Here is a 22,072-nt window from a genome sequence, read left to right on the forward strand (position 1 = left end):
TCAGGTCCTTGATGTCAGGCATCTTCGTCATGTCCTTCACTATGCACAGCCTGGTAGCAGTTTACAAGCGCTGAATAGTTACGCCTGCCGCAAAGAAAAGTAGGCAAAAGAAAGCGGCTCAAACCGCCAACTCTTAAGCGGGTCCCCTGGCTTGGAGGGGATCGTGGTGCATCTGGAATCCGTGCCCTCGCACCTTCAGCCCCGGTGACAAAGGGCTCATCAGCTCCCACTCCGCACTGCGTGCGTCGCGGACGGGTCTGCATGGGAAACCAGGGGCTTCGTTTGGGCGCGGTGGGGGCCATCGGCTTCGCCTCGGCGAGGCACTCAAGCATCTAGAAGGCGAGTTCCGCAAGCGGCTGCGGTGCCGATCAAAAATGCGGGAGCGAAACCGCAGCGATCGGTTGGTGAATTACGCGTCGGCGCGCGCAGCGCCGCCGGAAGTATGACTGCTTTGTCACTCGCGCGGAATGTGCGAGAACACAGATTCCAGATGCTCCACTACCCCCTCCAAGCCAGGGGACCCGCTTATGAGCTGGCGGTTTGAGCCGCTTTCTTTGCTTATCTTTCTTTGCGGCGGCAAAGAAAGTAAGTGCCGCCCCGCACAGAGGCAACGCTAATAGACCAATAAGAAAAGAAAGGCCAACGCCATAAAAACACAGAACCAAGCGCCGCGCAGGCAAAAACCCTAAATCCAAAACCCCAGGAGCAAACCCAAATGCCGACGCTAGTCCTAAAAGACCCTACCCTTCTAAAAACAAAAGCCTACATCGCAGGCGAATGGCAATCCGCCGACGACAGCGCAACATTCGACGTCAAAAACCCGGCCACAGGCGAAACAATCGCCACAGTGCCCCGCATGGGCACAACCGAAACGCGTCGAGCCATCGACACAGCCAACACCGCATGGCCAGCATGGCGAGCCACCACCGCCAAACACCGCGCCACGATCCTGCGCAAATGGCATGACCTCATGCTGGAAAACGCCGACGATCTGGCAAAGATCCTCACCACAGAACAAGGCAAACCCCTCGCCGAAGCCAAAGGCGAAATCCTCTACGCCGCCTCGTTCCTGGAATGGTTCGCAGAAGAAGGCAAACGCGTCAACGGCGACACCATCCCCACGCCGGCAGGCGACAAACGCATCGTCGTGACGAAAGAACCGATCGGTGTCTGCGCAGCCATCACGCCGTGGAATTTCCCGGCAGCCATGATCACCCGTAAAGTCGGCCCCGCCCTCGCCGCCGGCTGCCCGATCATCGTCAAACCGGCCGAAGCCACGCCGCTGTCGGCACTCGCCCTCGCCGTGCTGGCCGAACGCGCCGGCGTGCCGCGCGGCGTGTTCAACGTCGTCACCGGCGAGCCGAAAGCCATCGGCGCGGAAATGACGGGCAATCCGACCGTGCGCAAACTGTCCTTCACCGGATCGACGCCCGTGGGCCGTCTGCTCATGGCGCAGTGCGCGCCGACAGTCAAGAAAGTGTCGCTCGAACTCGGCGGTAACGCACCGTTCATCGTCTTCGAAGACGCGGATCTGGATGCGGCCGTCGCCGGCGCCATCGCATCGAAATATCGCAACAGCGGCCAGACCTGCGTCTGCACGAATCGCTTCTACGTGCACGACAAAGTCTACGACGCATTCGCCGAGAAACTGCGCGTCGCCGTCGAACAACTCAAGGTCGGCAGCGGTACCGACGATGGCGTCACGCAAGGTCCGCTGATCAACGAAGCCGCTGTGCTCAAGGTCGAATCGCATATCGAAGACGCCCTCGCCAAAGGTGCACGCATCGTCACCGGCGGCAAGCGCCACGCACTCGGTCACGGCTTCTTCGAACCGACCGTGCTCGCGGATGTCACACCGGCCATGAAGGTCGCGCGCGACGAAACCTTCGGGCCGCTCGCGCCGCTGTTCCGCTTCTCGTCGGATGAGGAAGTGATCCGCCTCGCCAACGATACGGAATTCGGCCTCGCGTCGTACTTCTATAGCCGCGATATTGGCCGCGTCTGGCGTGTCGCCGAAGCGCTCGAATATGGCATGGTCGGCATCAACACCGGGCTTATCTCCAACGAAGTCGCGCCGTTCGGCGGCGTCAAGCAATCCGGTCTTGGCCGCGAAGGCTCGCATTACGGCATCGATGACTACGTCGTGATCAAGTACATGTGCGTCGGCGGCATCTAAAGCAAAAAAGGCCACGTCGGCGTTTCTGACGTGGCCTTTTTAATCGCTCAGAACGAGTGACGAATGCCGGCCATCACGCCGAGTTGCCCGATGCCCGGCGCTGGCGTCGTGCCTCCCCCACCCTGGCTCACCGTATAGGCGGCATGCGGGCTATTGAACAGATACGCCCCTTGCAGGTAAACCGCGGAACGCTTCGACAACAGATACGTGGTGCGTAACGCAGCGATTGTGCCGCGGGTGTCGTCGGCGCGATTGATGATCCGGTACACGCCACCGTCCAGAATGAATGCAGGCGTCACGTTATACGCTGCGGTGACGTAGTACAGATTCGAACGCACGTCCGGCAACGCCGGCGACACCGTTTCGACGTGACGGCCAAGCCAGCCCGCCCCGAGTTTCACCGGCCCGACGTGCCCATAGCCGTTCAATTGCATCCGCACATCCTTGTCACCAGGTTGCGTCAGTGCAAAAGGCGCTGTGCCGTCGAACAGATTCGCGGCCGCGCCCGGGCCGCCGCGTTGCTCGTCGTAGGCGCCTGCCACGCCGTAGCCGTTCATGTCATAGCGCAGCATCGTCGACCATTCTCGGCAACTCTGAGAACTGCCCGGAATCGACCCCACACAGGTGCCCTGCCCTGGTGAATTGCCGGTACCCGCTGAATCGCGGCCGAACGAATAAGTCGCGCCAAACGTGAAGCCCGAGAACGTGCCTTTATACGCGATCGTGTTGTCGCTGCGCGCGCTCGGCATGTACTGATCGAACGACCCCGTGCCGCCGTATATGTCAGGGCCAAGCAGATCGGAATCGAGTATCGCCCAATACGTCATCGTGTACTGGCGACCGAAAGTCAATGTGCCGTACGGACTTTCGAGTCCGACGTAGGCTTGACGCCCAAACAGCCGGCCGCCCTGGTTGAGCGTGCCGCCTTTGGTGTTAAACCCGCTTTCCAGTACGAAAACCGCGGACAACCCGCCGCCCAATCCCTCCTTGCCGCGAATCCCCCAGCGCGACGGAAACTCGCCGGTAATGCCCGGCATGCGCACGACGCTATCTCCCGCTGCGTTTGCATGCGTCACCAGTTCGATACCGGTATCGATGATCCCGTATAACGTCACGCTACTCTGTGCAAACGACAAAGCGCTGATACCGAGCAACATACTGCCCAAAGCGAGTTTGTATTTCATTGTCACCGTGCCTCCTTTTTTAGTGCTTTGTATGAGCGCGCACCGATCCGGATGCGGTTCATACGCAGCGTTTTTATGTAGCAATACTAATTACATACGTGACGATACCGACCGCTATTCAAGCCGTCCGATAGGCTAAAGATTGACTGCTTCAGATAGCGGCGATCCGCGTGTCACACTCGATCGCCGCGATTCAGGGTATTGCGCCCCTCAAACGCCTGGCTTTGGGATATGTCGCTTGACCACCATCAGCGCGATCATCACGATCACCATCGCGATCCCGAGCATCCACAGGTATGACGATGCGCCGCCGGCCGTAATCACCACCGCGCCCGCAAACGCGCTGGAAATCGCACCGAGCCGGCCAAACGCAAGCGCCGACGCGGTGCCGGTTGCGCGCACGCGGGTCGGATAGACGTAAGCGCACAACGCAAACATGGTCGACTGGACCGCGTTGACAAACAGGCCGTGTACGCCGAGACCGAAGATCAGCAAGCCGGTGTGCTCGGAGATGTTCACCCCGAGCAGCAGCAACGCGCTCGCCGCACCGCCCGCGCTGCAGAGAATCAATGGCCAGCGCGAGCCGGTACGCGCGATCACCACCGCGCACAGCAACGCGCCCACCACTCCACCCAGGTTGTAGGCGGTGAGCCCCGAACCCGCCACCGACACCGACAAACCCTGTGTGCTCAGCATCGTCGGCAGCCAGCTGAACGCACTATAGACGGCCAGCAAACACATGCAGAACGCGCACCAGATCGCCACCGTATCGAGCGCCAGACCCTCGCGGAATAACGCGGTAAAGCCGGTGTGCTTTTCAGCGGCCTGTTCGCGAACGTCGGTAAATACACAGCCGCTTGCCACCGGACGCGACATCCGGGCGAGCAGGCGTTTGAGTTCCGGCCAGCGCTGCGGGCGCCGGGCGAGAAAGCGCGGCGACTCGGGTAACGTGAAGAACAGCAACACAGCGAGCGCCAAGGGCAGCACGCCGCCGATCAGGAACAAGCCGCGCCATCCGTACGTTGGCAGAATTTCATGTGCGAACAAACCCGCCACCATGCCGCCGAGCGGCACGCAGACGATCGTCGCGGTGACTGCCAATGTGCGGCGGCGAGCCGGTGTGAACTCCGCGGTCATGGTCGTCGAGCTGGGCAATGCGCCGCCGATGCCGAGGCCGGCAATAAAGCGCAGCACGGCAATCGTCACAATGTCGGGTGCAAAGCTGATGCCGCAGGTGGCGGCGCCGAACACCAGTACGCTGCCGATCACCGCCCAGCGGCGGCCGAAGCGATCGGCCAGCAGCCCGGCACACGCGCTGCCGATGCCCATGCCGATCAAACCGGCTGCGACCACCGGCGCAAAGGCCGCGCGTGTGACGCCCCACTCCTTGATGAGCACCGGAATCGCGAAACCGATCAACTGGCTGTCGAAGCCGTCCAGGACGATCGACAACGCCGCGAGCAACACCACGATCTTCTGCATGGTGGTGTACGGGCCTTCATCGAGCGTGCGTCCGATGTCGACTGAACGCCCCTCCTCGATGCCGGCCTGATGGCCCGTGAGCGGCGCGTCGGCGGCGACGCCTCCCGCACTGGCCGAGCCGGCCGGCGGTACATAACTGGTCATGAAGCTGTCTCCTGGTTTGAATGCGCGATCTGAGCGTCGCGCTTTTGTCGTCATGTTCTTTTGTCAGTAGTCAGTATGTGAGCGAGCGACCGCCTTTTGACATTGCCGTTTCGCGCAAAAGCCATGACATGTATGCATGGCTTTCACGACGCTCGTATCGCCGCGATGGATTGGCGCGCAGCGACCACTGGAACACTCAGCGACCACTGCGACACTCAGCCCTTCAGAACGGGTAATGACGCGGCGTGGTCTGCACGGTAATCCAGCGCAAATCCGTGAACTCAGCGATTCCAGCCTGCCCACCGAAACGTCCAAAGCCGCTGCCCTTCACACCACCGAAGGGCATTTGCGCTTCGTCGTGAACGGTCGGCCCGTTGACATGGCAGATGCCCGATTCGATGCGTCTTGCGACATTCATCGCACGCGCTACGTCACGGCTGAACACCGCCGACGAAAGCCCATATTCGTTGTCGTTCGCACAGGCTACGGCCTCATCCTCGCCGTTCACGCGCACGATGCCCTTCACGGGACCGAACGATTCATCGCCATAGATGCGCATGGCGGGCGCGACGTGGTCGAGCAGCGTGGCGGGCATCAAGGTGCTGTCCGCCTTGCCGCCGCAGACGAGCGTGGCGCCTTTGGCCAGCGCGTCGTCGATCAACGCATTGCAGCGTTCTACCGTACTCATATCGACGACCGATCCCAACACCACCGGCCCTTTGCGCGGGTCGCCGAGCGGCAGGCCGCGCGCTTTCTGTGCGAGCTTGGCGACGAACGGGTCGGCGATCCGTTCATCGACGATGATCCGCTCCGTCGACATGCAGATCTGCCCCGAGTTGGCGAACGCGCCGAACGCGGCGGCGTTCACGGCTGCATCGAGATCCGCGTCGTCGAGTACGATCAACGGCGCTTTTCCGCCGAGTTCAAGCACCGACGGTTTCAGATAGCGCGCGCACGTGGCCGCGATGATCTTGCCGACATGCGTGGAGCCGGTGAAATTGACTCGCCGCACTTTCGGATGCGCGATCAGCGCCTCGACCACCGCGCCTGCGTCGGCCGGGGCATTGGTGACAAAGTTCACCACGCCCTTGGGCAAGCCCGCCTCCTGCAAGACTTCGATAATCAGGCCGTGCGTGCCGGGGCAGATTTCCGAACCCTTCAGCACGACCGTATTTCCACATGCGAGCGGCAACGCAATCGCACGCACCGCGAGGATCACCGGCGCGTTCCACGGCGCGATGCCGAGCACGACGCCGGCCGGCTGACGCACGCTCATTGCGAGGCTACCGGGCACGTCGGACGGGATCAGCTCGCCGCCAATCTGCGTAGTGAGCGCCGCCGCTTCCATCAAACCGCCGGCGGCAAGGTGCACATTGAACCCGGCCCACATCGCCGACGCGCCCGTCTCCGCTGCCATCACTTTGGCGAACGCCTCGCTGCGCGCTTCCAACGCGTGCGCCGCCTTCATCAGCAGCGCGCGGCGCTCGCTCGGCCCCAGCGCGGACCATGCCGGAAACGCCGCTGCCGCGGCATCGGCGACCGCGTCGGCGACAGTGGCCGCGGGGGCACGCGTCGCGACTTCGCCGTCGAGCGGATTGCGGAGCTCGAAGGTGGCGCCGTTGCTCGCTTGCACGGCTGCGCCGTTGATCAGCATCGATATGCTCTGCATCGTGTTTGTCTCCTGCGGAAAGTTTGATGAATGTGGGCGTGGCGCTCGCTTGAGGTCAAGCCACGACGACTTCGACCAGCATCGGTCCGGACGACGCCAGCGCGTCGCGCAGAATGTCGTGCAGGCGTTCGGCATCGGTCACGCGCGTGCCGTGGCAACCCATGCCCGCAGCAAGTGCCACGAAGTCGAGTCCCGGCAGATCGGTGCCTTGCACAGGATCGGCCGGACCAAAACCGAATTCCGGCGCGAAGTCTTGCAGCGCGGCATAGCGTGAATTGTTAAGGATCACGAATGTGATCGGCAGTTTCATCTGCACGGCGCTATAGATGGCCTGGATCGAATACATGCTGGAGCCATCGCCGATCAGGCCGATCACGCGCGTGCCGGGCTTCGCCAACGCCACACCGACAGCAGCCGGCATGCCATAGCCGAGGCCGCCACTGTCCATCGTGTAGAAGGTGCCGCTGCGCGTGAACGGTAGATAGTTCTGCATGGCCGGCCGCGAGCTCGGCGCCTCCTCGACCACGATGTCGTCGGCATCGCGCACCTCGGCGAGGGTCTGCAACGCGAACGCCACCGACATCAATGGCGACGGTTCTGCGCGCGGACGTGCGGCGCGTGGCGCGGGCAGAGGGCGCGTCTTCGGCGCGGGCCGGGTCAGCAGATCGGCTACGCCGAGGCGAATATTGCCGACCACGGCGGTGCCGGTCGGCGCCCACGCTGCGATAGCCGGATCGTCGATCAACTGGCACAGCGTTGCACCGGCAGGCAGATGCGGGCCGTGCCCTTCCACGTGATACGTGAAGGCCGGCGCGCCGATCACGAAGATCAGGTCATGGCCGCCGAGCAGCTCGACGATCTTCTCGCGCATAGCCGGCAAGAAACCGGCGAACAGGCGGTGGTCTTCGGGAAACGCGCAGCGGCCTGTCATCGGCGCAACAAAGACGCGAGCGTTGTGGCGTTCGGCGAGCCTCACGACTTCGTCCCAACCTCCGGCCCGGTCGACTGCGCCGCCCACCACGAAGGCCGGCCGTTCGCAAGCATCGAGCGCCGCACCAATCTGCTCCAGCACGAACGGCTCCGGCCGCGTCTCGGTACTGACCACGCGCGCCGGCACCGGTTCCGCAGCGCGGTCCCAATCGTCGACGGGAATCGACACCAGCACCGGCCCGCGCGGCTCCTGCATCGCCACATGATAGGCGCGCGCAATCGCGAGCGGCACGTCTTCGGCGCGCGCCGGTTCAATGCTCCATTTGACGTACGGCTTCGGCAATTCGGTAGCTTGCGTCGACGCGAGGAACGGGTCGAACGGCAGAATCGAGCGGGCCTGCTGCCCGGCGGTAATCACGATCGGCGTGCGATTGCGGAACGCGGTGAAGATATTACCCATCGCGTTGCCCACGCCCGCCGCCGAGTGCAGATTGACGAACGACGCGTTGCGGGTAGCCTGCGCATAACCGTCGGCCATGCCGACCACAACCGCTTCCTGCAAGCCCAGCACATAACGGAAATCTTGCGGGAAATCGCGGAACAGCGGCAATTCCGTCGACCCCGGATTGGCGAACACCGATGTCATGCCGAGGCGGCGCATGAGATCGATGACGGCGTGGCGTACGGTGAACGATGCGTCTTGAGAGAGTCCCGATGCGTCTGAACGGGGGGCATTGCTGGTCATACCTGTCTCCTGTCGACCAGAGTTGGCGCTTTAGCTGTCGATCAGAGTTCGCGCTTTAGCGCGGTACTCTGATCCCATGCAAAGCACTTACTCTGGTCCCATGCAAATTAGTTGCGGTCGATGAGCACCGTTTCCTGATGGTGCATTATCGAAAACTCGACGTTGATTGAAAATTGCCTTTTTTGAGAAAAGGCATTACTTTTGCGCATGACTTTCAATCTTCAGCAATTGCATGCGTTCGCCACCATCGTCGCGAGCGGCAGCCTGGGCCGTGCCGCGGAAGTGCTGCACGTCACGCAGCCCGCGCTGAGCCGCACCATCAAGCGGCTCGAGGATCAGGTCGGCGCACCGCTGTTCGAACGGCACTCGAAGGGTATGCAGCTTACTGCGATCGGCAGCGCGCTGCTGCCGCACGCCACCCTGCTGCAACGTGAAGCCGATCACGCGCGCGAGGAGATCGACGCGATGCGCGGCCTCGCGAAGGGGACGATTCGCGTCGGCGCGGTGGCGAGCATCGCAACGCTCGTGCTGCCGCTCGCGGTGAGCGGCGTGCTCGCGCGCTGGCCGAATCTGCGTGTGGAGGTCATGGAGGGCGTGTGGGACCGGCTTGCGGATAGTCTGATGAAACACGAGATCGATCTCGCGCTCAGCATGGCGGTGCCCGACACGGATGAGATCACGGCGATCGCCGATTGCAGGTGGGAAGACACGAGCTATGTGGTCGCCGCGCTCGACCATCCGCTGCGAGGCAAAGCGGATTTATCGCTTGCCGACACGCTCGATCAGCAATGGTGTGTGCCACCGCGTGGGACGGGTCCGTTCGAGCATATGCAGCACGTGTTTGCCAAACATGGGCTCGGCATGCCGGATATCGCGGTCGAGACGCGCTCGATCACCGTGCTGAAAAGCCTGGTGACGCGAGCGGGATTTCTGAGCTGGATGGCGACGCCGATGTACGACACCGAAAGTGCAGCCGGCGTGTTCGATACGCTGCCAATTCCGGGTCTGGTCGCACGCCGCACGTTGACGGCGTTTCGGCGCCGTCAGGGGATTTTGCCGAGTCCGGCGGTGAAGCTGCTGGAGCAACTCAGGCAGTTGACCGCAGTACAGGGCTAAGTACCTGCACCAAACCAGCTGCGCCGACTGCCTTGTTCAACGCTCAATTGCAAAGCGGCCTTGCTTTCACTTTGAGGTGAAAGCAAGGCCGCTCTGTGCAAGGACGACGATCAACCAAGCGCGAACCTGTTGCTCGCGCCGCCGATTAATGACCGAAGTTGGCGACCGGAGCCGAATAGGAGCTCGACGTCGTTTCAGTGCGGCTGCCTGCTTGCGACGAGCCGTTGGTAGTCGTTCCATAACCGCTGGTTTGAGCAGCGCCGTTTTGCGTCGCAACGCGCGCCTCAGCAGCCTGAAGGTTTGCCGGGTAGTCGTCCATATTCGCGGTCGACGGGTTGTAGCCGGCCTTTTCCAGTTGGACCAACTCAGCGCGCACCTGGGCGCGGGTCACCGGCTGGTTGGATTGGGCAAAAGCAGCGAGCGGCGCAGTGATAAGAGCGGCGATTACAACGGCTTCGATCAGCGATTTCATGACGACTACCTCCAGAGATTGTTTTATGCCGTGCTGCAAACCTGTTTGTTTGCAGCCAGTGATGACAGTCTAGGCATCAGTGCGTATAGGGTAAACCCCTAATAAGCGAATTCACTGTTGCTAGAATCGGCACAATCGTCATGAAAGGCAATTGAGATCGGCTACAAAGCGGGTTCTCAATCTTCGAGGTCTCGGGCATCACGCGCCGACTGCGCCGGACGGCCGACGCGACGCGACGCGACGCGACACGGTCGGCGCGCCGTCGCCACTCTCGTGCGCAACGAAGTCAGGTTTCCGACCACGCAGGAGCCGATACCTGCGTTGCCGCGCTTGATGACAAGCTTGATGACAGCTCAGCGCCGCCGTTTCTGCCGCCCATCACCTGCCGGTCGCTTCTCGGACTCACGCCGAACCGCGCGCGATACGTCCGCGAAAAATGCGAAGGAGACTCGAATCCGCATGCGACACAAATCGATGTGATCGACATGTCGGTCTGTTGCAGTAACTCTCGCGCCCGGGTGAGGCGCAGTTGCAGATAGAAATGCGTCGGCGTGTCCTTCAGCGACGCACAGAACAGCCGCTCCAGTTGCCGCCGCGTCACGCTGATCTCCTCGGCGAGTTGGTCGGGCGTCAGCAGTTCTTCCATATGCTGTTCCATTGCGCCGATCACCTGAATCAGCTTGCGGTTATGCACACCGTAACGCGCCGCAATTTCCATCCGCTGATGGTCCGAACGCTGCCGGATCCGGCTCACAACGAACTGTTCCGATACCGCCGAGGCCAACGCTGCGCCGTGCTTGCGGCCGATCAGGTCGAGCATCATGTCGATCGACGCAGTGCCGCCCGCACACGTGATGCGCCCCGCGCCGATTTCGAACAACTCCTGGCTCGCATTCAGCGAGGGAAAGCGCTCGCGAAACGCCGACAACGCTTCCCAATGGACGGTCACACTGTCCGAGTCGCGGAGGAGCCCGGCTTCCGCGAGAACGAAGCTGCCCGTATCGATGCCGCCGAGCGTCGTGCCCGCGCGTTCGAGCCGCTTCAGGCAATCGCCGAGCGCCCGCGTATAGCAGGCTAGCGGTTCGAAGCCCGCGACGACGAATACCGTCTGTGTCTCATGAACATCGACGATTGCCGCCTCTGCGTTGATCGAAATACCGTTGCTGGCCGCGACCGGTTCGCCATCGAGACTCAGAATGCGCCAGCGGTAGAGATCGCCGCGAAAGCGGTTCGCCACGCGCAGAGGCTCGACCGCCGACATGAAGCCGATCGCCGAAAAGCCAGGCAGCAGCAGGAACGATATATCTTCGGGCATCTTGGAGAGACTCGATCAAGGACACATAGGAACACAAGCCGCAAGCGAACGCGGGGTTCCGGGCGAGCGTAGCAAGCAGCGCGTGAGCCGGCAAGGCGCACCAAAATTTACCGCGCGAATCGATGCTGCACTGCAATGGCGAACGATGCTGGTTTTCCCTCGTGGTCGCATGAGAGCAAGAACGGGTCGCTGACGGTCGCTTTGGCAGGAATATGGGGCATTAACGTTACGTCATTCGTGCAGATCAAACGCGACTCAAGCATGAGTCAAGCCGTATCGCGCAGGTCCGGGGGCCGCGCTGTCCTGCTCAGTCGCGGCACGGTTCAAAACACGCTGTTTAACGTGTCAGAAGAGGGAACGTCATGAAGTTACGCGTCAAAGCCTTGCTTGCCCATCTTGCCTGTCTGGCGGCCGTCGTCGCAGCATCGCCCGTACTCGCTCAGGATCCCGCCACCTGCCGCGCAGTGCATTTTGCCGACATCGGCTGGACGGACATCACGTCGACCACCGCGCTCGCATCGACCGTATTCGAGGGACTCGGCTATCAGCCTGTTACGACCGTGGCCTCGGTGCCGATTTCGTTCGCGGGCCTGAAGAGCAAACAACTCGACGTGTCGCTCGGCTATTGGTGGCCCGTGCAAGAGAAAGCGATTGCACCGTTCGTCGATTCGAAATCGATCCAGGTGCTGCAACCGCCTAACCTGACTGGCGCTAAAGCGACCTTCGCAGTGCCGAGTTACGAATACGACGCAGGCCTGAAGACTTTCGCCGACATCGCTAAACACCGCGATCAGCTTGACGGCAAGATCTATGGCATCGAACCCGGTAGCAGTGCAAACGCGGCGATTCTGAAAATGATCGCCAACAATCAGTTTAGCCTCGGCGGTTTCAAGCTGATCGAATCGAGTGAAGCGGGCATGCTGGTTTCGGTGGATCGTGCCATTCGCGAGAAAAAATGGGTGGTGTTTCTCGGCTGGGAACCGCATCCGATGAATATCCAGATCGACATGAAATACCTCACCGGCAGCGAAGACGTATTCGGCCCTAACGATGGCGAAGCACGCGTTTATACGCTGACGTCCCCCGACTATCTGACGCGTTGCCCGAACGCGGGCAAGCTCGTGAGCAATCTGCGCTTCTCGACGCAACTGGAGAACGTGGTGATGCAGTCGGTGATGAACAAGGAGAAGCCCGCCGATGCCGCCAAAGCGTATCTGAGGAAGAACCCGCAAGTACTGGATACATGGCTCGCGGGCGTGAAGACCTATGACGGTAAAGACGGCTTGCCGGCAGTGAAAGCCTATCTCGGGCTTTAACGGGGTCGCCTAGACGGGGTCGGCTAGACGGGGTCGGCTAGACGGTGCCGGCTAGGCGCGGTCGGCTTAGACCCGGGCGGCTTTGACTCAGAGCTTTGCCCCCGTCCGGTTTGCATCCATCGAGTTGCGCATTTCAATCCACAGGAACTAGCACGCATGAATCATGAAGTCATCGTGACCTGCGCGGTCACCGGCGCGGGCGATACGGTCGGCAAGCATCCGGCCATTCCCGTCACGCCGAAACAAATCGCCGAAGCGGCTATCGAAGCCGCGAAGGCCGGCGCCACCGTTGCGCATTGCCACGTCCGCGATCCGAAGACCGGACGCGGCAGCCGCGATCCGCAGTTGTATCGCGAGGTCGTCGACCGGATCCGCTCCTCAGGCACCGACGTGATCATCAATCTGACGGCGGGCATGGGCGGCGATCTGGAGATCGGTTCAGGCGAAGACCCAATGCGCTTCGGCGCGGGAACCGACCTCGTCGGCGGCTTGACGCGGCTCGCGCACGTCGAGGAACTGCTGCCGGAAATCTGCACGCTCGATTGCGGCACGCTCAATTTCGGCGACGGTGACTACATCTACGTGTCGACACCCGCGCAATTGCGGGCCGGTGCGCAGCGTATCCAGGAACTCGGCGTGAAGCCGGAGCTGGAGATCTTCGATACCGGGCATCTGTGGTTCGCCAAGCAATTGCTCAAGGAAGGCCTGCTCGACGCACCACCGCTGTTTCAGATCTGCCTCGGCATTCCATGGGGGGCGCCCGCCGATACCACGACGATGAAAGCAATGGCCGACAACTTGCCGCCTGGCGCGCAATGGGCCGGTTTCGGCATTGGCCACATGCAGATGCCGATGGTCGCGCAGGCGATGCTCCTCGGCGGCCACGTGCGTGTCGGCCTCGAAGACAACATCTGGCTCGACAAAGGTGTGCCTGCAACGAACGGCACCCTGGTGCAACGCGCGGTCGAGATCATCGAGCGGCTCGGCGCGCGCGCGCTGACACCCGCCGAAGGTCGCCGCAAGCTCGGCTTGCCCGCGCGTGGCGAGCGGCAGTTGGAGCGGCGTGTGGCTGGACAGTACGCGTGACTATGAGGCGTATCCGTTGCGCCTGCTACAGCGGGCTTCAGAACCTGAGAACTCATCGGCAAAGGAAACAACAGCAATGGCAGTGATCGTCGACATCAAAACATTTGCGGCAATCGGCGCGGGCGTGATCGGCAGCGGCTGGGTAGCGCGCGCGCTCGCGCACGGACTCGACGTCGTCGCTTGGGACCCTGCTCCTGGTGCGGAAAAACAATTACGCGAGAACATCGCGAATGCGTGGCCGGCATTGGAACGCGTCGGCCTCGCCGAGGGCGCAACGCCCGACCGATTGCGCTTCGTCGATACGATTGAAGCCTGTGTCGCACAAGCGGATTTCATTCAGGAGAGCGCGCCCGAACGCGAAGAATTGAAGCTCGCCTTGCATGAACAGATCAGCCGCGCGGCGAAGCCGGACGCGATCATTGCTTCCTCCACGTCCGGCCTGCTGCCGAGCGATTTCTATGCACGGGCGGTGAATCCACAGCGCTGCATCGTCGGGCATCCGTTCAATCCGGTGTATCTCCTGCCGCTCGTCGAAGTGCTCGGCGGCGAACGTACTGCACCGGCAACGATCGATGCCGCGATGCAGGTTTACCGTTCTCTGTCGATGCGGCCGCTTCTCGTGCGCAAGGAAGTACCCGGCTTTATCGCCGACCGTTTGCTCGAGGCGCTGTGGCGCGAGGCGCTGCATCTGGTCAACGAAGGCGTGGCGACCACCGGCGAAATCGACGATGCGATCCGCTTCGGCGCGGGCATCCGCTGGTCGTTCATGGGCACGTTCCTGACCTACACGCTGGCGGGTGGTGATGCGGGCATGCGCCACTTCATGCAGCAGTTTGGACCGGCTCTGGCGCTGCCGTGGACTAAACTGGTAGCACCGCCGCTGACTGATGAATTGATCGATCGAGTGGTGGACGGCACATCTGAACAGGTCGGGCCGCGCTCGATCAAGCAGCTCGAACGGTATCGGGATGATTGCATTACGAGTGTGCTGGCGGCGATTGGGGAAGCCAAGGCGCGGCACGGGTTGCTTTCCGCGGAGTGATGCGACGTGCTGGAAGTCGCGCCGCCCCGCATGGATGGGTCGGCGGCGTATGATCGCTGCGGCCAGTGCCGTTCATAGGAAAGAAGGAGACGATTGCACATGCACATGCCGCACCCTGCTTCGCTGCCCTGCTATCACGACACCGTGCGCGCTGAGTGGGTCGACTACAACGGCCACTTGCGCGACGCGTTCTACATGCTGATTTTTAGCTTCGCGACTGATGCGCTGATTGATGTCATCGGGCTGCCTGATTCAGTGCGCAAAGAACGGGGCCGTTCGATCTATACGCTCGAAGCGCATATCAACTACCTGCATGAAATCAAGGAGGGCGCGCAGGTTCGCGTCGATATGCGCGTGCTGGGGCATGACGCAAAGCGGCTGCATCTTTACCTCGAGATGTTTGCTGATGATGGCGTCGAACCAGTGGCCGCAGGCGAACAGATGCTGCTGCACGTCGATACCGGTGGCCCGCGCGCCGTTGCCTTCGACCCTGATGTCGAGGCGCGCGTTCGAGCGTTGGCGCAAGCGCATACTGGGTTGCCGGCGGCCAGGTTTGCGGGCCGCGTGATCGGCTTGCCTGTCAAGACGCGAGGCAATGTGACTGAGGGGAACGAGCATGCTTGAACCGGAGATTGCTGCGTTTATCGCACGGACCGCTGCCATCTACGCGGGGCATTCGACTTCATTGCCGCCGAGCGAGCAGCGCGCGATTTACGAGCGCTATGCGGCTGCACTTACACCCCCTCTGCCAGCCGACGTGATAGCCGAAGACGCGGTGTTTGAAGCGAGCGCCGGGCATCCGATCAGGCTGCGGCTTTATCGGAATCGTGGAAAGGCGAGGGGGACACCCTGCGGCACCGTCTTGTACTTTCACGGTGGCGGCTTCGTGCTCGGGTCGTTGGATAGTCACGAGACCGTGACTGCACGTCTTGCCGCGGATACCGGACTCGACGTGATTGCAGTCGATTACCGGCTTGCTCCGGAACACCGTGCCCCAGCCGCGCATGACGATTGTCTGGAGATTACGCTCGCGGCATTGGCAGGCCGGCTGCCGTTCGACTCGCTATCAGAGGGTGCGCTGCAATTGGCGGGCGATAGTGCCGGCGCCAATCTCGCTGCCAGCATCGCTATGCGGCTGCGCGATGACGGTGTTCAGGGCGTACGCGGACTTGCACTGGTTTATCCGATGCTCGGCACCGAGCCGCAAATGCCTGCGCGCGAAAGCGAAGCGCATGCGCCGATGCTGACGCTTGCCGATGTCCATGCGTTTCGCGATCTGTATTGGGGCGCTAGCGAGGACAAACACGGGGGCGAACGCGCACCTTATCCAGCGTGGACGATACCGCTCGATGCGGCGCGCTTCGACGGACTCCCGCCGACGCTTGCCATCGGGGTCGAACACGATCCGTTACGGGACGACGCGAGGGTGTTTGTCGAACGCGTTAATGCGGCCGGTGGACAGGGCCGGCTATGGATTGGAACCGGACTCGTACATGGGTGCTGGCGCGCGCTCGAATCGAGTCCCGGTGTAAAGGCGTTGCATCACACTGTCTGCCAGTTTCTAGGCGAGCATTCCGCCCTCCCGTGATGCCCCATCACGTCTCACGTTTGTGCTGCTCCCCCACTCTTCTTGAACGAACTGGCAAAGAACAGCACCTGATATTGCACCGCGTTCGCCCAATACGTCCACGTATGCCCGCCAGGCCGCTCCGCGTAATCATGCGGCACGCCCAACTCGACGAGCCGCGCATGCAGCATCCGGTTCGACTGAACAAACGAGTCACTCACCCCGCAATCGATCGTCAGCGCAATATGCGCCTTTGCCAAACTACGGGCGTTCTCAACAATCGCCTCGTTGTTCCAGAAGTCGGCGTGACGGGCCGGATCCCCAAATACCTGATCGATCCCAGGCTCATCCTCACAGCCGCGCGGATCGACCGCTCCGCTAATACTTCCGGCAGCGCCGAATTCGTCCGGCCGGTCTAGCGCGATATGCAACGCCCCGAACCCGCCCATGCTCAACCCCGTGATCGCACGGGCCTGCCGCGTCGCGATCGTGCGGAAATGCGTATCGATATAGCCGACGACTTCCGTCCCGACATAGGTTTCGTAACGGCTGCGCGGATCGACAGGGCTGTCGATATACCAGCTCTCGTGACCGCCGTCCGGCATGACGAGAATCACGTGATAGCGGTCGGCCAGTGTGCCGATGTGCGAATTCGCGGTCCAGTCAGTGTAATCACCGCCTGAACCGTGCAGCAAGTAGACAACGGGGAAGCGATCGGTCGCCTTACCGTGCGCGTAATGGTCGGGCAGCACCACCGTCGCCTCCAACGACTTATGCATGGCGGCGCTGGGAATGGTGACGACCCTGGTCTGAAACGCCCAGACCGGGTTCGTGAGAAGCAGCGTCAGAATGAGCCAGAACGCACGATTTATTCTCATGGTTTGTCGCTTTCCCCTTTCTATGTGTCCGAAGAACACTGTCTGGCATCTGGCGGCAAAATTCTGGAGATGACTCTAGCAATGGCGACTTACAACCAAATTTCAGCGAAGCATACGGTCTTGTCAGCTTGGCGCCGCATTCATTGGCCGGGGATACACGTTACCCACGCAACACGGCCAGACCGACGCGGCGAAATCACCGTGCTGCCCTCATGGGCGCCTGATCTGACCGAGGACATCACGCTCTGAAGCTCCCGCTCTGCCAATCCTGGCAGATAACGCGTGACGGCCCCCATCAGAAAACTCCCACGTGCCAGACACATCGCGCAGCAAGGGCGTTTGCGCTAGTCGACTAACGTGTCGCCGCTGGCCACATGGTTCAAATTCTTCGCAATCCGATGCAACACCTTCCAGAAAGCGCTCAATTCTTCGTTCGTCAGGCCGTGCAGCGAGCCGGAAATCATGTCGATGAGCTCTGGCAATAGTTGGTCGACCAGCCGCCTCCCATCGCCCGTCAGACTGACATAGTACTTTCGCCGGTCCCTCGGATCACGCGTCCGCTTCAGCAGACCGCGCCGTTCAAGGCTGTCCAGCGCGGGTACAGCCGTCGTGGATGCAATCCCAACGCGCTTGCTCAGTTCCAGTTGATTCAACTCGCCACGTTCAGCCAGTACCCGCAGATAGTACCAATGCGCAATCGACATCTTCTCTTTCCCGAGGATCTTCTGCGCTTCAAGATCGTAGAGACGGTGAAGCGTCCGCGTCATCCACGGCACGGTTCTTCCACGGTCATCAACGACATCCGTCTGTTCGTTCACGGCCGGGTCACCTGCTGACCCGTCAGTGTAATCCGACGCATCGACCAAAGTTGGGCAGGACTTGGTCATTCGCTCACTCCTCGACAGATGGTTACCGACAGGCGGCGCAGGGACGTCGCGCACGCGCAATTCACCAGGGCATTCCCCTGGATCTCTTGACGCAATTAATTCTATATCGCATGATTCTATATAAATCGATCGTACATGGAATTATTTTGCGAAAGCGATCTGATTGCGAGAGGGCGACGTGCTGCTCGTAACGCTTGCAATGGCGTTCGGGGAAGCCCCCACGCAGCGGAAAGCGCATCGCGTTTGGCATAAAACGAACGCGGACCGCGGCTACTCCTGCGCGACGCTGCAAAACCTCTCCCGCTTGATTCCCGTGGGTTCGGAAGCTTTGCGAACCTTAATTCACCACCTGTGTCGAGGATCATCATGATTGAAAAACTGCCGCTCTGGGAAGCCGTCAAACGCGAAATGGAGGAGTACCAATTCATTGCGGGGGCTGAGGTGCAGCCCAAGTGGGACGTGCCGCAGAAGGTCGCAATCAACGCCGCAGTCTCCGGGCGCTTTGAAGACACGACGTCCTTCAAGGCGTACGTCGATGAAGCGACCAGCGTCATCGAAGCCGGCGCCTGTGGGGTACACATCGACTTCTCGTTCATGACCGACGCACAGGGACGCCGCCTCGACCGCGACATCCTGCCGGTCGAAGCCTACAAACAGGTTATCGAGCCGCTGCGCAAGCGCTTCGGCAACGATTTCGTGCCGAACGTTAATGTGCTGCATGGCACGACGTTCGATATGTGCATGAGTCCTGCTCGCGAAGGTTTAACCGAAGTCGCGCCGTGCGCTCCAGGTCATCCGGAAGCCTTTGCGGTGCCGGCCGTCGCAACGCTCGAGGAAGTAGGCGTCAAGCCCGAGTTGGCGGTCCACAGCTCGGGCGAAATCGAGCTTGCCAAGCGCAAGCTGATCGATACCGGCATTCTCAAGAAGCCGTACAATTGGATTATCCTCTACGGACTGCCATTCAATGTCGGCCGCACACTGGTTTCCGGCACGTGGGTTAGCAACACCCAGGACATGACGAAACACCTGTTCCTGATGGTCGACCAGATTCGCCAGATCGATCCGACGTCGGTCATCACGGTCTGCGCGGCAGGCCGCGCAACGCTCTATATGACTACGCTCGCCACCATGATGGGTCTGCATATCCGCGTCGGAACGGAAGACACGCCTTGGAAGTACCCGAATAGCGACGAGCGCCTCAAGAGCAATCTCGAGATGTTCACGATGGCTCGCGACATCGCCGGCCTCCTCGGCCGCAAGCCAGCAACGGCCAATGAATACCGGGAACTGATCGGCAAGCCGGCCCGGACTTCAATGGATCGCGCGGTCATGACCGCGTAAGCGGACCGCGGCGCAGGCATATAGGGAGTGGGCGTCGGATGCGAAGATCAATGCAGACGAAGCCCGCTCCGCATAGCCGACACCGTGGTCCCCCGTTGGACACGGAGCGACATCGCCGCGACTCACGGCTTGCGCATGAAGGGTCATGCAGCTCGAATCCCTGCCCACGAAGCAGATGGCGGGCGCGGTATCAGGTCTCTTGCGGACGTGACCGTTTGAGAGAAAAAGGAGAGTGACAAATGAGTGGCAAGCCGCACGATGCAGGCCCTCCCCCAGTGCAACTCTGGACCCGTGACGGATTCCAGGGGGCGCTGTCAGCTGTGACACGGCAGACATACGCGCCTGATTATCTTTCGGTGCAGGGACCACACGCACCTCGGCGAACCGTCCTTGACCGCTTGAGGGTTGACGATCAGGACGACCCTGAGGCTCTTCCGACCACGGTAGCGACTTCCAGGCTCGGCGTCAAACTGCACGTGTCGGGACGGCGCAAGCCCATGCCGTACGTGGTGCGCAATGTCGAAGCGGACGAGATTCATTTCATCCAGTCGGGCACGGTCAGGTTCGAAACGGACGTAGGCTGTCTCGTGGCGACCGAAGGGGACTTCGTCTGCATTCCCCGATCCGTCGCGTATCGATTTGCACCGACGGGCGACGCCATGCGAAGCATCATCGTCGAGAGTCCCTCCTCTCTGAGGCTCACGCCGCCCGTGCCAAGTGGGCTGCTCAACGTTGCTCGAGATCTGAAGTATGCCGAGATCGACTCCGGCATGCCTGCTGGAGGCCCGACGCGGCTGCTGCTGAAAACCCTCGACACCGAAAACACGATCTTCATGATGCCGCATGATCCGCTTGCGCTCGGCGTGCGCCTGTCGGAGTCCGTCCCGGTGTGGAAGCTGAATCTGGCCAATATCCAGGTTCACGCGTACCTGCCTGAGGGCGGTCCGCCTAGCCAATTTCTGTCATCAGGCGCGGGCGACATTGTTATGTTCAACCTCAGTGCGCGTCCCGGGGCCCGGGCACCGGTTCACATCAACGCCGATTTCGACGAGGTGATCTGCTACGTGCGAGGCCCGGGCGCGTGGGGCGGGTGTACGGAACCCGGTACGCTCACCTGTGTGCCAAAGGGGGTCATCCACCACGGGCCGTCGGAGGACGTTCCTGAGGGCTATCAGGCATGGTTGCTCGAAACCCGCGCGACCCTGCGCTGGACCCCTCGGGCGATTGAAGCATCTCAATTGATGGAGACCGGAAACTACGCTCCGCACCCGAGTACGATGAAGTGACCGGTGGTTCAGAGTTCGACTCTCGCGTCAGGTTACGTTCCGGATTCGGGTCAAGGTGCGCATGTAACAAGCGTGTGCAGTTCCTGTATGTGCCACACAGGCGCATACAGCGCGTGGATATGCGTTTTCGGCCCACCGCACTCCTATACCCGCACCGCTAACGGCCTTCCTCGCGGTTGGCCTGCCCACCCGTAACAACGGTTATAGCAGTTCACTTCCCAGGCGATTGCTGCGACGCGCCGGGTGACGGCAGGCGCGGCACCACCAACACATTCGGCGTGCCGCGTCTGAAAGGCGATCGCTCAGATGGCGAAGCTTTCGAGGGTGGCCGGATGGAACAGGTCGCGGGCTTCGAGCCGGCGGCTCGACAGACCCTCGGCATGATGGCGTTCGAGGAAGCGATTGACGACATGCTCGTTCTTCGCGAAACCGTACGGCCAGAAGTCCGTACCCATCAGCTTGCGGGCGGCTCCAAGCTGATCTTCCACGAACGGCAACGTCACTTTCGTCGCCGACGTGTCGCTGAGTCGTGTCAACGCGAGCGCTTTTGAATTCTCAAATGCCTTCAGCAGTGCGCCGGGTAGCCATGGATGACGCTCCGCAATCGTCTTGCGGATACCCAGTGTGTGCATGATTGGAAACAGATTCGTACGCGCGTACCAGTCGGCGGCCGTTTTATGCGGATTCTCGAACAGATACTTGACGTGCGGATGCCGCCGGTCGAAACAGGACGGCGCCCGCGGTCCGATTACGGCGTCGATTTCCCCGTCGGCCAGCAGTTCCGAGATCGTCCTGCCTTCGGGTGCCGTTTCCAGCTTGACATCATCCGGCAGGTGCAGCGAGATCTTCTCTACTCTCGTCGCGTCTTCATAGCCGCCCCGGACCCAGGTCACATCCGAAGGTTTGACCCCGTAGTCTCCCTCCAGGAACAAGCGCACCCAGACGTTGGCTGTCAGCTGGTACTCCGGCACCCCGATATGTTTGCCCTTGAGATCTTCGGGGCGCTCGATGCCCCTGTCCGTACGCACATAGATGGAGGTGTGCCGAAAAGCCCGCGACGGAAAGACCGGAATGGCGATATACGGCGACGTGCCCGCAGCGGTCTTTACCGAATAGCTGCTGAGAGAAAGTTCGCAGATGTCGTAGTCCGCGTGCCGGAATGCCCGGAAGAAAATCTCCTCGGGATCCTGGAGCATGAACACCGGATCCACCCCTTCAATCTGCACCTCCCCATCCACCATTGGCCGAATACGATCGTAGTTCCCTACTGCAACGGATAATTGAAGCTTGCTCATTGCCTCTCCTGAGTATTTAGATGATTCAAGCGCATAACGGTAGCCGGCTACCTTTCAGGCGATCCACGTCTAACGCCGTCTAGCAATCCACCGAACGTCACGCCTCAACAAAAATCAATCTATATCGAATGATCCGACATA

The 22,072-nt window shown here is 61.3% G+C and carries 18 protein-coding genes; 9 read left to right on the forward strand and 9 right to left on the reverse strand.

Features of this window, described 5'->3' with window-relative positions; translation table 11 throughout:
• Positions 1-715: 715 nt before the first annotated feature.
• Entirely contained in the window at positions 716-2,176 is a 1,461-nt protein-coding gene (locus GNZ12_RS34175) for an NAD-dependent succinate-semialdehyde dehydrogenase (protein WP_172316396.1), read from the forward strand.
• Positions 2,177-2,223: 47 nt separating this feature from the next.
• On the opposite strand, the gene GNZ12_RS34180 is transcribed toward GNZ12_RS34175, so the two are convergent.
• The 4 genes from GNZ12_RS34180 to mdlC all read right to left on the reverse strand — a co-directional run bounded on the left by GNZ12_RS34180 (position 2,224) and on the right by mdlC (position 8,330).
• Positions 2,224-3,360, reverse strand: coding sequence for a porin (locus GNZ12_RS34180; RefSeq protein ID WP_172316397.1), 1,137 nt, complete (start codon positions 3,358-3,360; stop codon positions 2,224-2,226).
• A gap of 210 nt (positions 3,361-3,570) precedes the next feature.
• The gene (locus tag GNZ12_RS34185) at positions 3,571-4,842 is read right to left on the reverse strand and encodes an MFS transporter (RefSeq protein ID WP_235993969.1); all 1,272 of its coding nucleotides are present in this window, start codon (positions 4,840-4,842) and stop codon (positions 3,571-3,573) included.
• A 367-nt stretch (positions 4,843-5,209) separates the two neighbouring features.
• The gene (locus GNZ12_RS34190) at positions 5,210-6,655 is read right to left on the reverse strand and encodes an aldehyde dehydrogenase (RefSeq protein WP_172316399.1); all 1,446 of its coding nucleotides are present in this window, start codon (positions 6,653-6,655) and stop codon (positions 5,210-5,212) included.
• Between the two features lie 55 nt (positions 6,656-6,710).
• A complete protein-coding gene (mdlC, locus tag GNZ12_RS34195; RefSeq protein WP_172316400.1) occupies positions 6,711-8,330 on the reverse strand; it encodes a benzoylformate decarboxylase in 1,620 nt (539 codons plus the stop codon).
• Positions 8,331-8,537: 207 nt separating this feature from the next.
• Here mdlC and GNZ12_RS34200 point away from each other — a divergent pair, with 207 nt between their 5' ends.
• The gene (locus GNZ12_RS34200; protein WP_172316401.1) at positions 8,538-9,446 is read left to right on the forward strand and encodes a LysR family transcriptional regulator; all 909 of its coding nucleotides are present in this window, start codon (positions 8,538-8,540) and stop codon (positions 9,444-9,446) included.
• A 145-nt stretch (positions 9,447-9,591) separates the two neighbouring features.
• On the opposite strand, the gene GNZ12_RS34205 is transcribed toward GNZ12_RS34200, so the two are convergent.
• Positions 9,592-9,918 (reverse strand): DUF4148 domain-containing protein, encoded by a 327-nt coding sequence (locus GNZ12_RS34205; RefSeq protein ID WP_172316402.1) that lies wholly within the window; start codon positions 9,916-9,918, stop codon positions 9,592-9,594.
• A gap of 286 nt (positions 9,919-10,204) precedes the next feature.
• Positions 10,205-11,233 (reverse strand): GlxA family transcriptional regulator, encoded by a 1,029-nt coding sequence (locus tag GNZ12_RS34210; RefSeq protein WP_235993966.1) that lies wholly within the window; start codon positions 11,231-11,233, stop codon positions 10,205-10,207.
• A 362-nt stretch (positions 11,234-11,595) separates the two neighbouring features.
• Here GNZ12_RS34210 and GNZ12_RS34215 point away from each other — a divergent pair, with 362 nt between their 5' ends.
• The 5 genes from GNZ12_RS34215 (at position 11,596) to GNZ12_RS34235 (ending at position 16,265) form a co-directional block, all read left to right on the forward strand.
• Positions 11,596-12,549: a choline ABC transporter substrate-binding protein gene (locus tag GNZ12_RS34215; protein ID WP_172316403.1), complete on the forward strand. Its 954-nt coding sequence runs from the start codon at positions 11,596-11,598 to the stop codon at positions 12,547-12,549.
• Between the two features lie 156 nt (positions 12,550-12,705).
• Positions 12,706-13,635, forward strand: a complete 930-nt coding sequence (locus GNZ12_RS34220) for a BKACE family enzyme (protein ID WP_172316404.1) — start codon at positions 12,706-12,708, stop codon at positions 13,633-13,635.
• Positions 13,636-13,711: 76 nt separating this feature from the next.
• Positions 13,712-14,677: an L-carnitine dehydrogenase gene (locus GNZ12_RS34225; RefSeq protein ID WP_172316405.1), complete on the forward strand. Its 966-nt coding sequence runs from the start codon at positions 13,712-13,714 to the stop codon at positions 14,675-14,677.
• A gap of 105 nt (positions 14,678-14,782) precedes the next feature.
• Positions 14,783-15,301: a thioesterase family protein gene (locus GNZ12_RS34230; RefSeq protein ID WP_172316425.1), complete on the forward strand. Its 519-nt coding sequence runs from the start codon at positions 14,783-14,785 to the stop codon at positions 15,299-15,301.
• Entirely contained in the window at positions 15,294-16,265 is a 972-nt protein-coding gene (locus tag GNZ12_RS34235) for an alpha/beta hydrolase (RefSeq protein WP_172316406.1), read from the forward strand. The genes GNZ12_RS34230 and GNZ12_RS34235 overlap by 8 nt, the downstream gene beginning before the upstream one ends.
• Before the next feature lie 14 nt (positions 16,266-16,279).
• Here GNZ12_RS34235 and GNZ12_RS34240 read toward each other — a convergent pair whose 3' ends face one another.
• Together GNZ12_RS34240 and GNZ12_RS34245 are read right to left on the reverse strand one after the other, a co-directional pair.
• Positions 16,280-17,122, reverse strand: coding sequence for an alpha/beta hydrolase (locus GNZ12_RS34240; protein ID WP_172316407.1), 843 nt, complete (start codon positions 17,120-17,122; stop codon positions 16,280-16,282).
• 344 nt (positions 17,123-17,466) lie between these two features.
• Positions 17,467-18,009, reverse strand: a complete 543-nt coding sequence (locus tag GNZ12_RS34245) for a MarR family winged helix-turn-helix transcriptional regulator (RefSeq protein ID WP_172316408.1) — start codon at positions 18,007-18,009, stop codon at positions 17,467-17,469.
• Between the two features lie 366 nt (positions 18,010-18,375).
• Between GNZ12_RS34245 and GNZ12_RS34250 the strand changes: the two genes are divergently transcribed.
• Positions 18,376-19,350, forward strand: coding sequence for a 3-keto-5-aminohexanoate cleavage protein (locus GNZ12_RS34250; protein WP_172316409.1), 975 nt, complete (start codon positions 18,376-18,378; stop codon positions 19,348-19,350).
• Positions 19,351-19,589: 239 nt separating this feature from the next.
• A complete protein-coding gene (locus GNZ12_RS34255; RefSeq protein WP_172316410.1) occupies positions 19,590-20,636 on the forward strand; it encodes a cupin domain-containing protein in 1,047 nt (348 codons plus the stop codon).
• 302 nt (positions 20,637-20,938) lie between these two features.
• On the opposite strand, the gene GNZ12_RS34260 is transcribed toward GNZ12_RS34255, so the two are convergent.
• Positions 20,939-21,931: an ABC transporter substrate-binding protein gene (locus GNZ12_RS34260; protein WP_172316411.1), complete on the reverse strand. Its 993-nt coding sequence runs from the start codon at positions 21,929-21,931 to the stop codon at positions 20,939-20,941.
• Positions 21,932-22,072: the final 141 nt, after the last annotated feature.

The organism is Paraburkholderia solitsugae, from assembly GCF_013177695.1.
In the GTDB taxonomy this organism is placed as follows: Bacteria; Pseudomonadota; Gammaproteobacteria; order Burkholderiales; family Burkholderiaceae; genus Paraburkholderia; species Paraburkholderia solitsugae.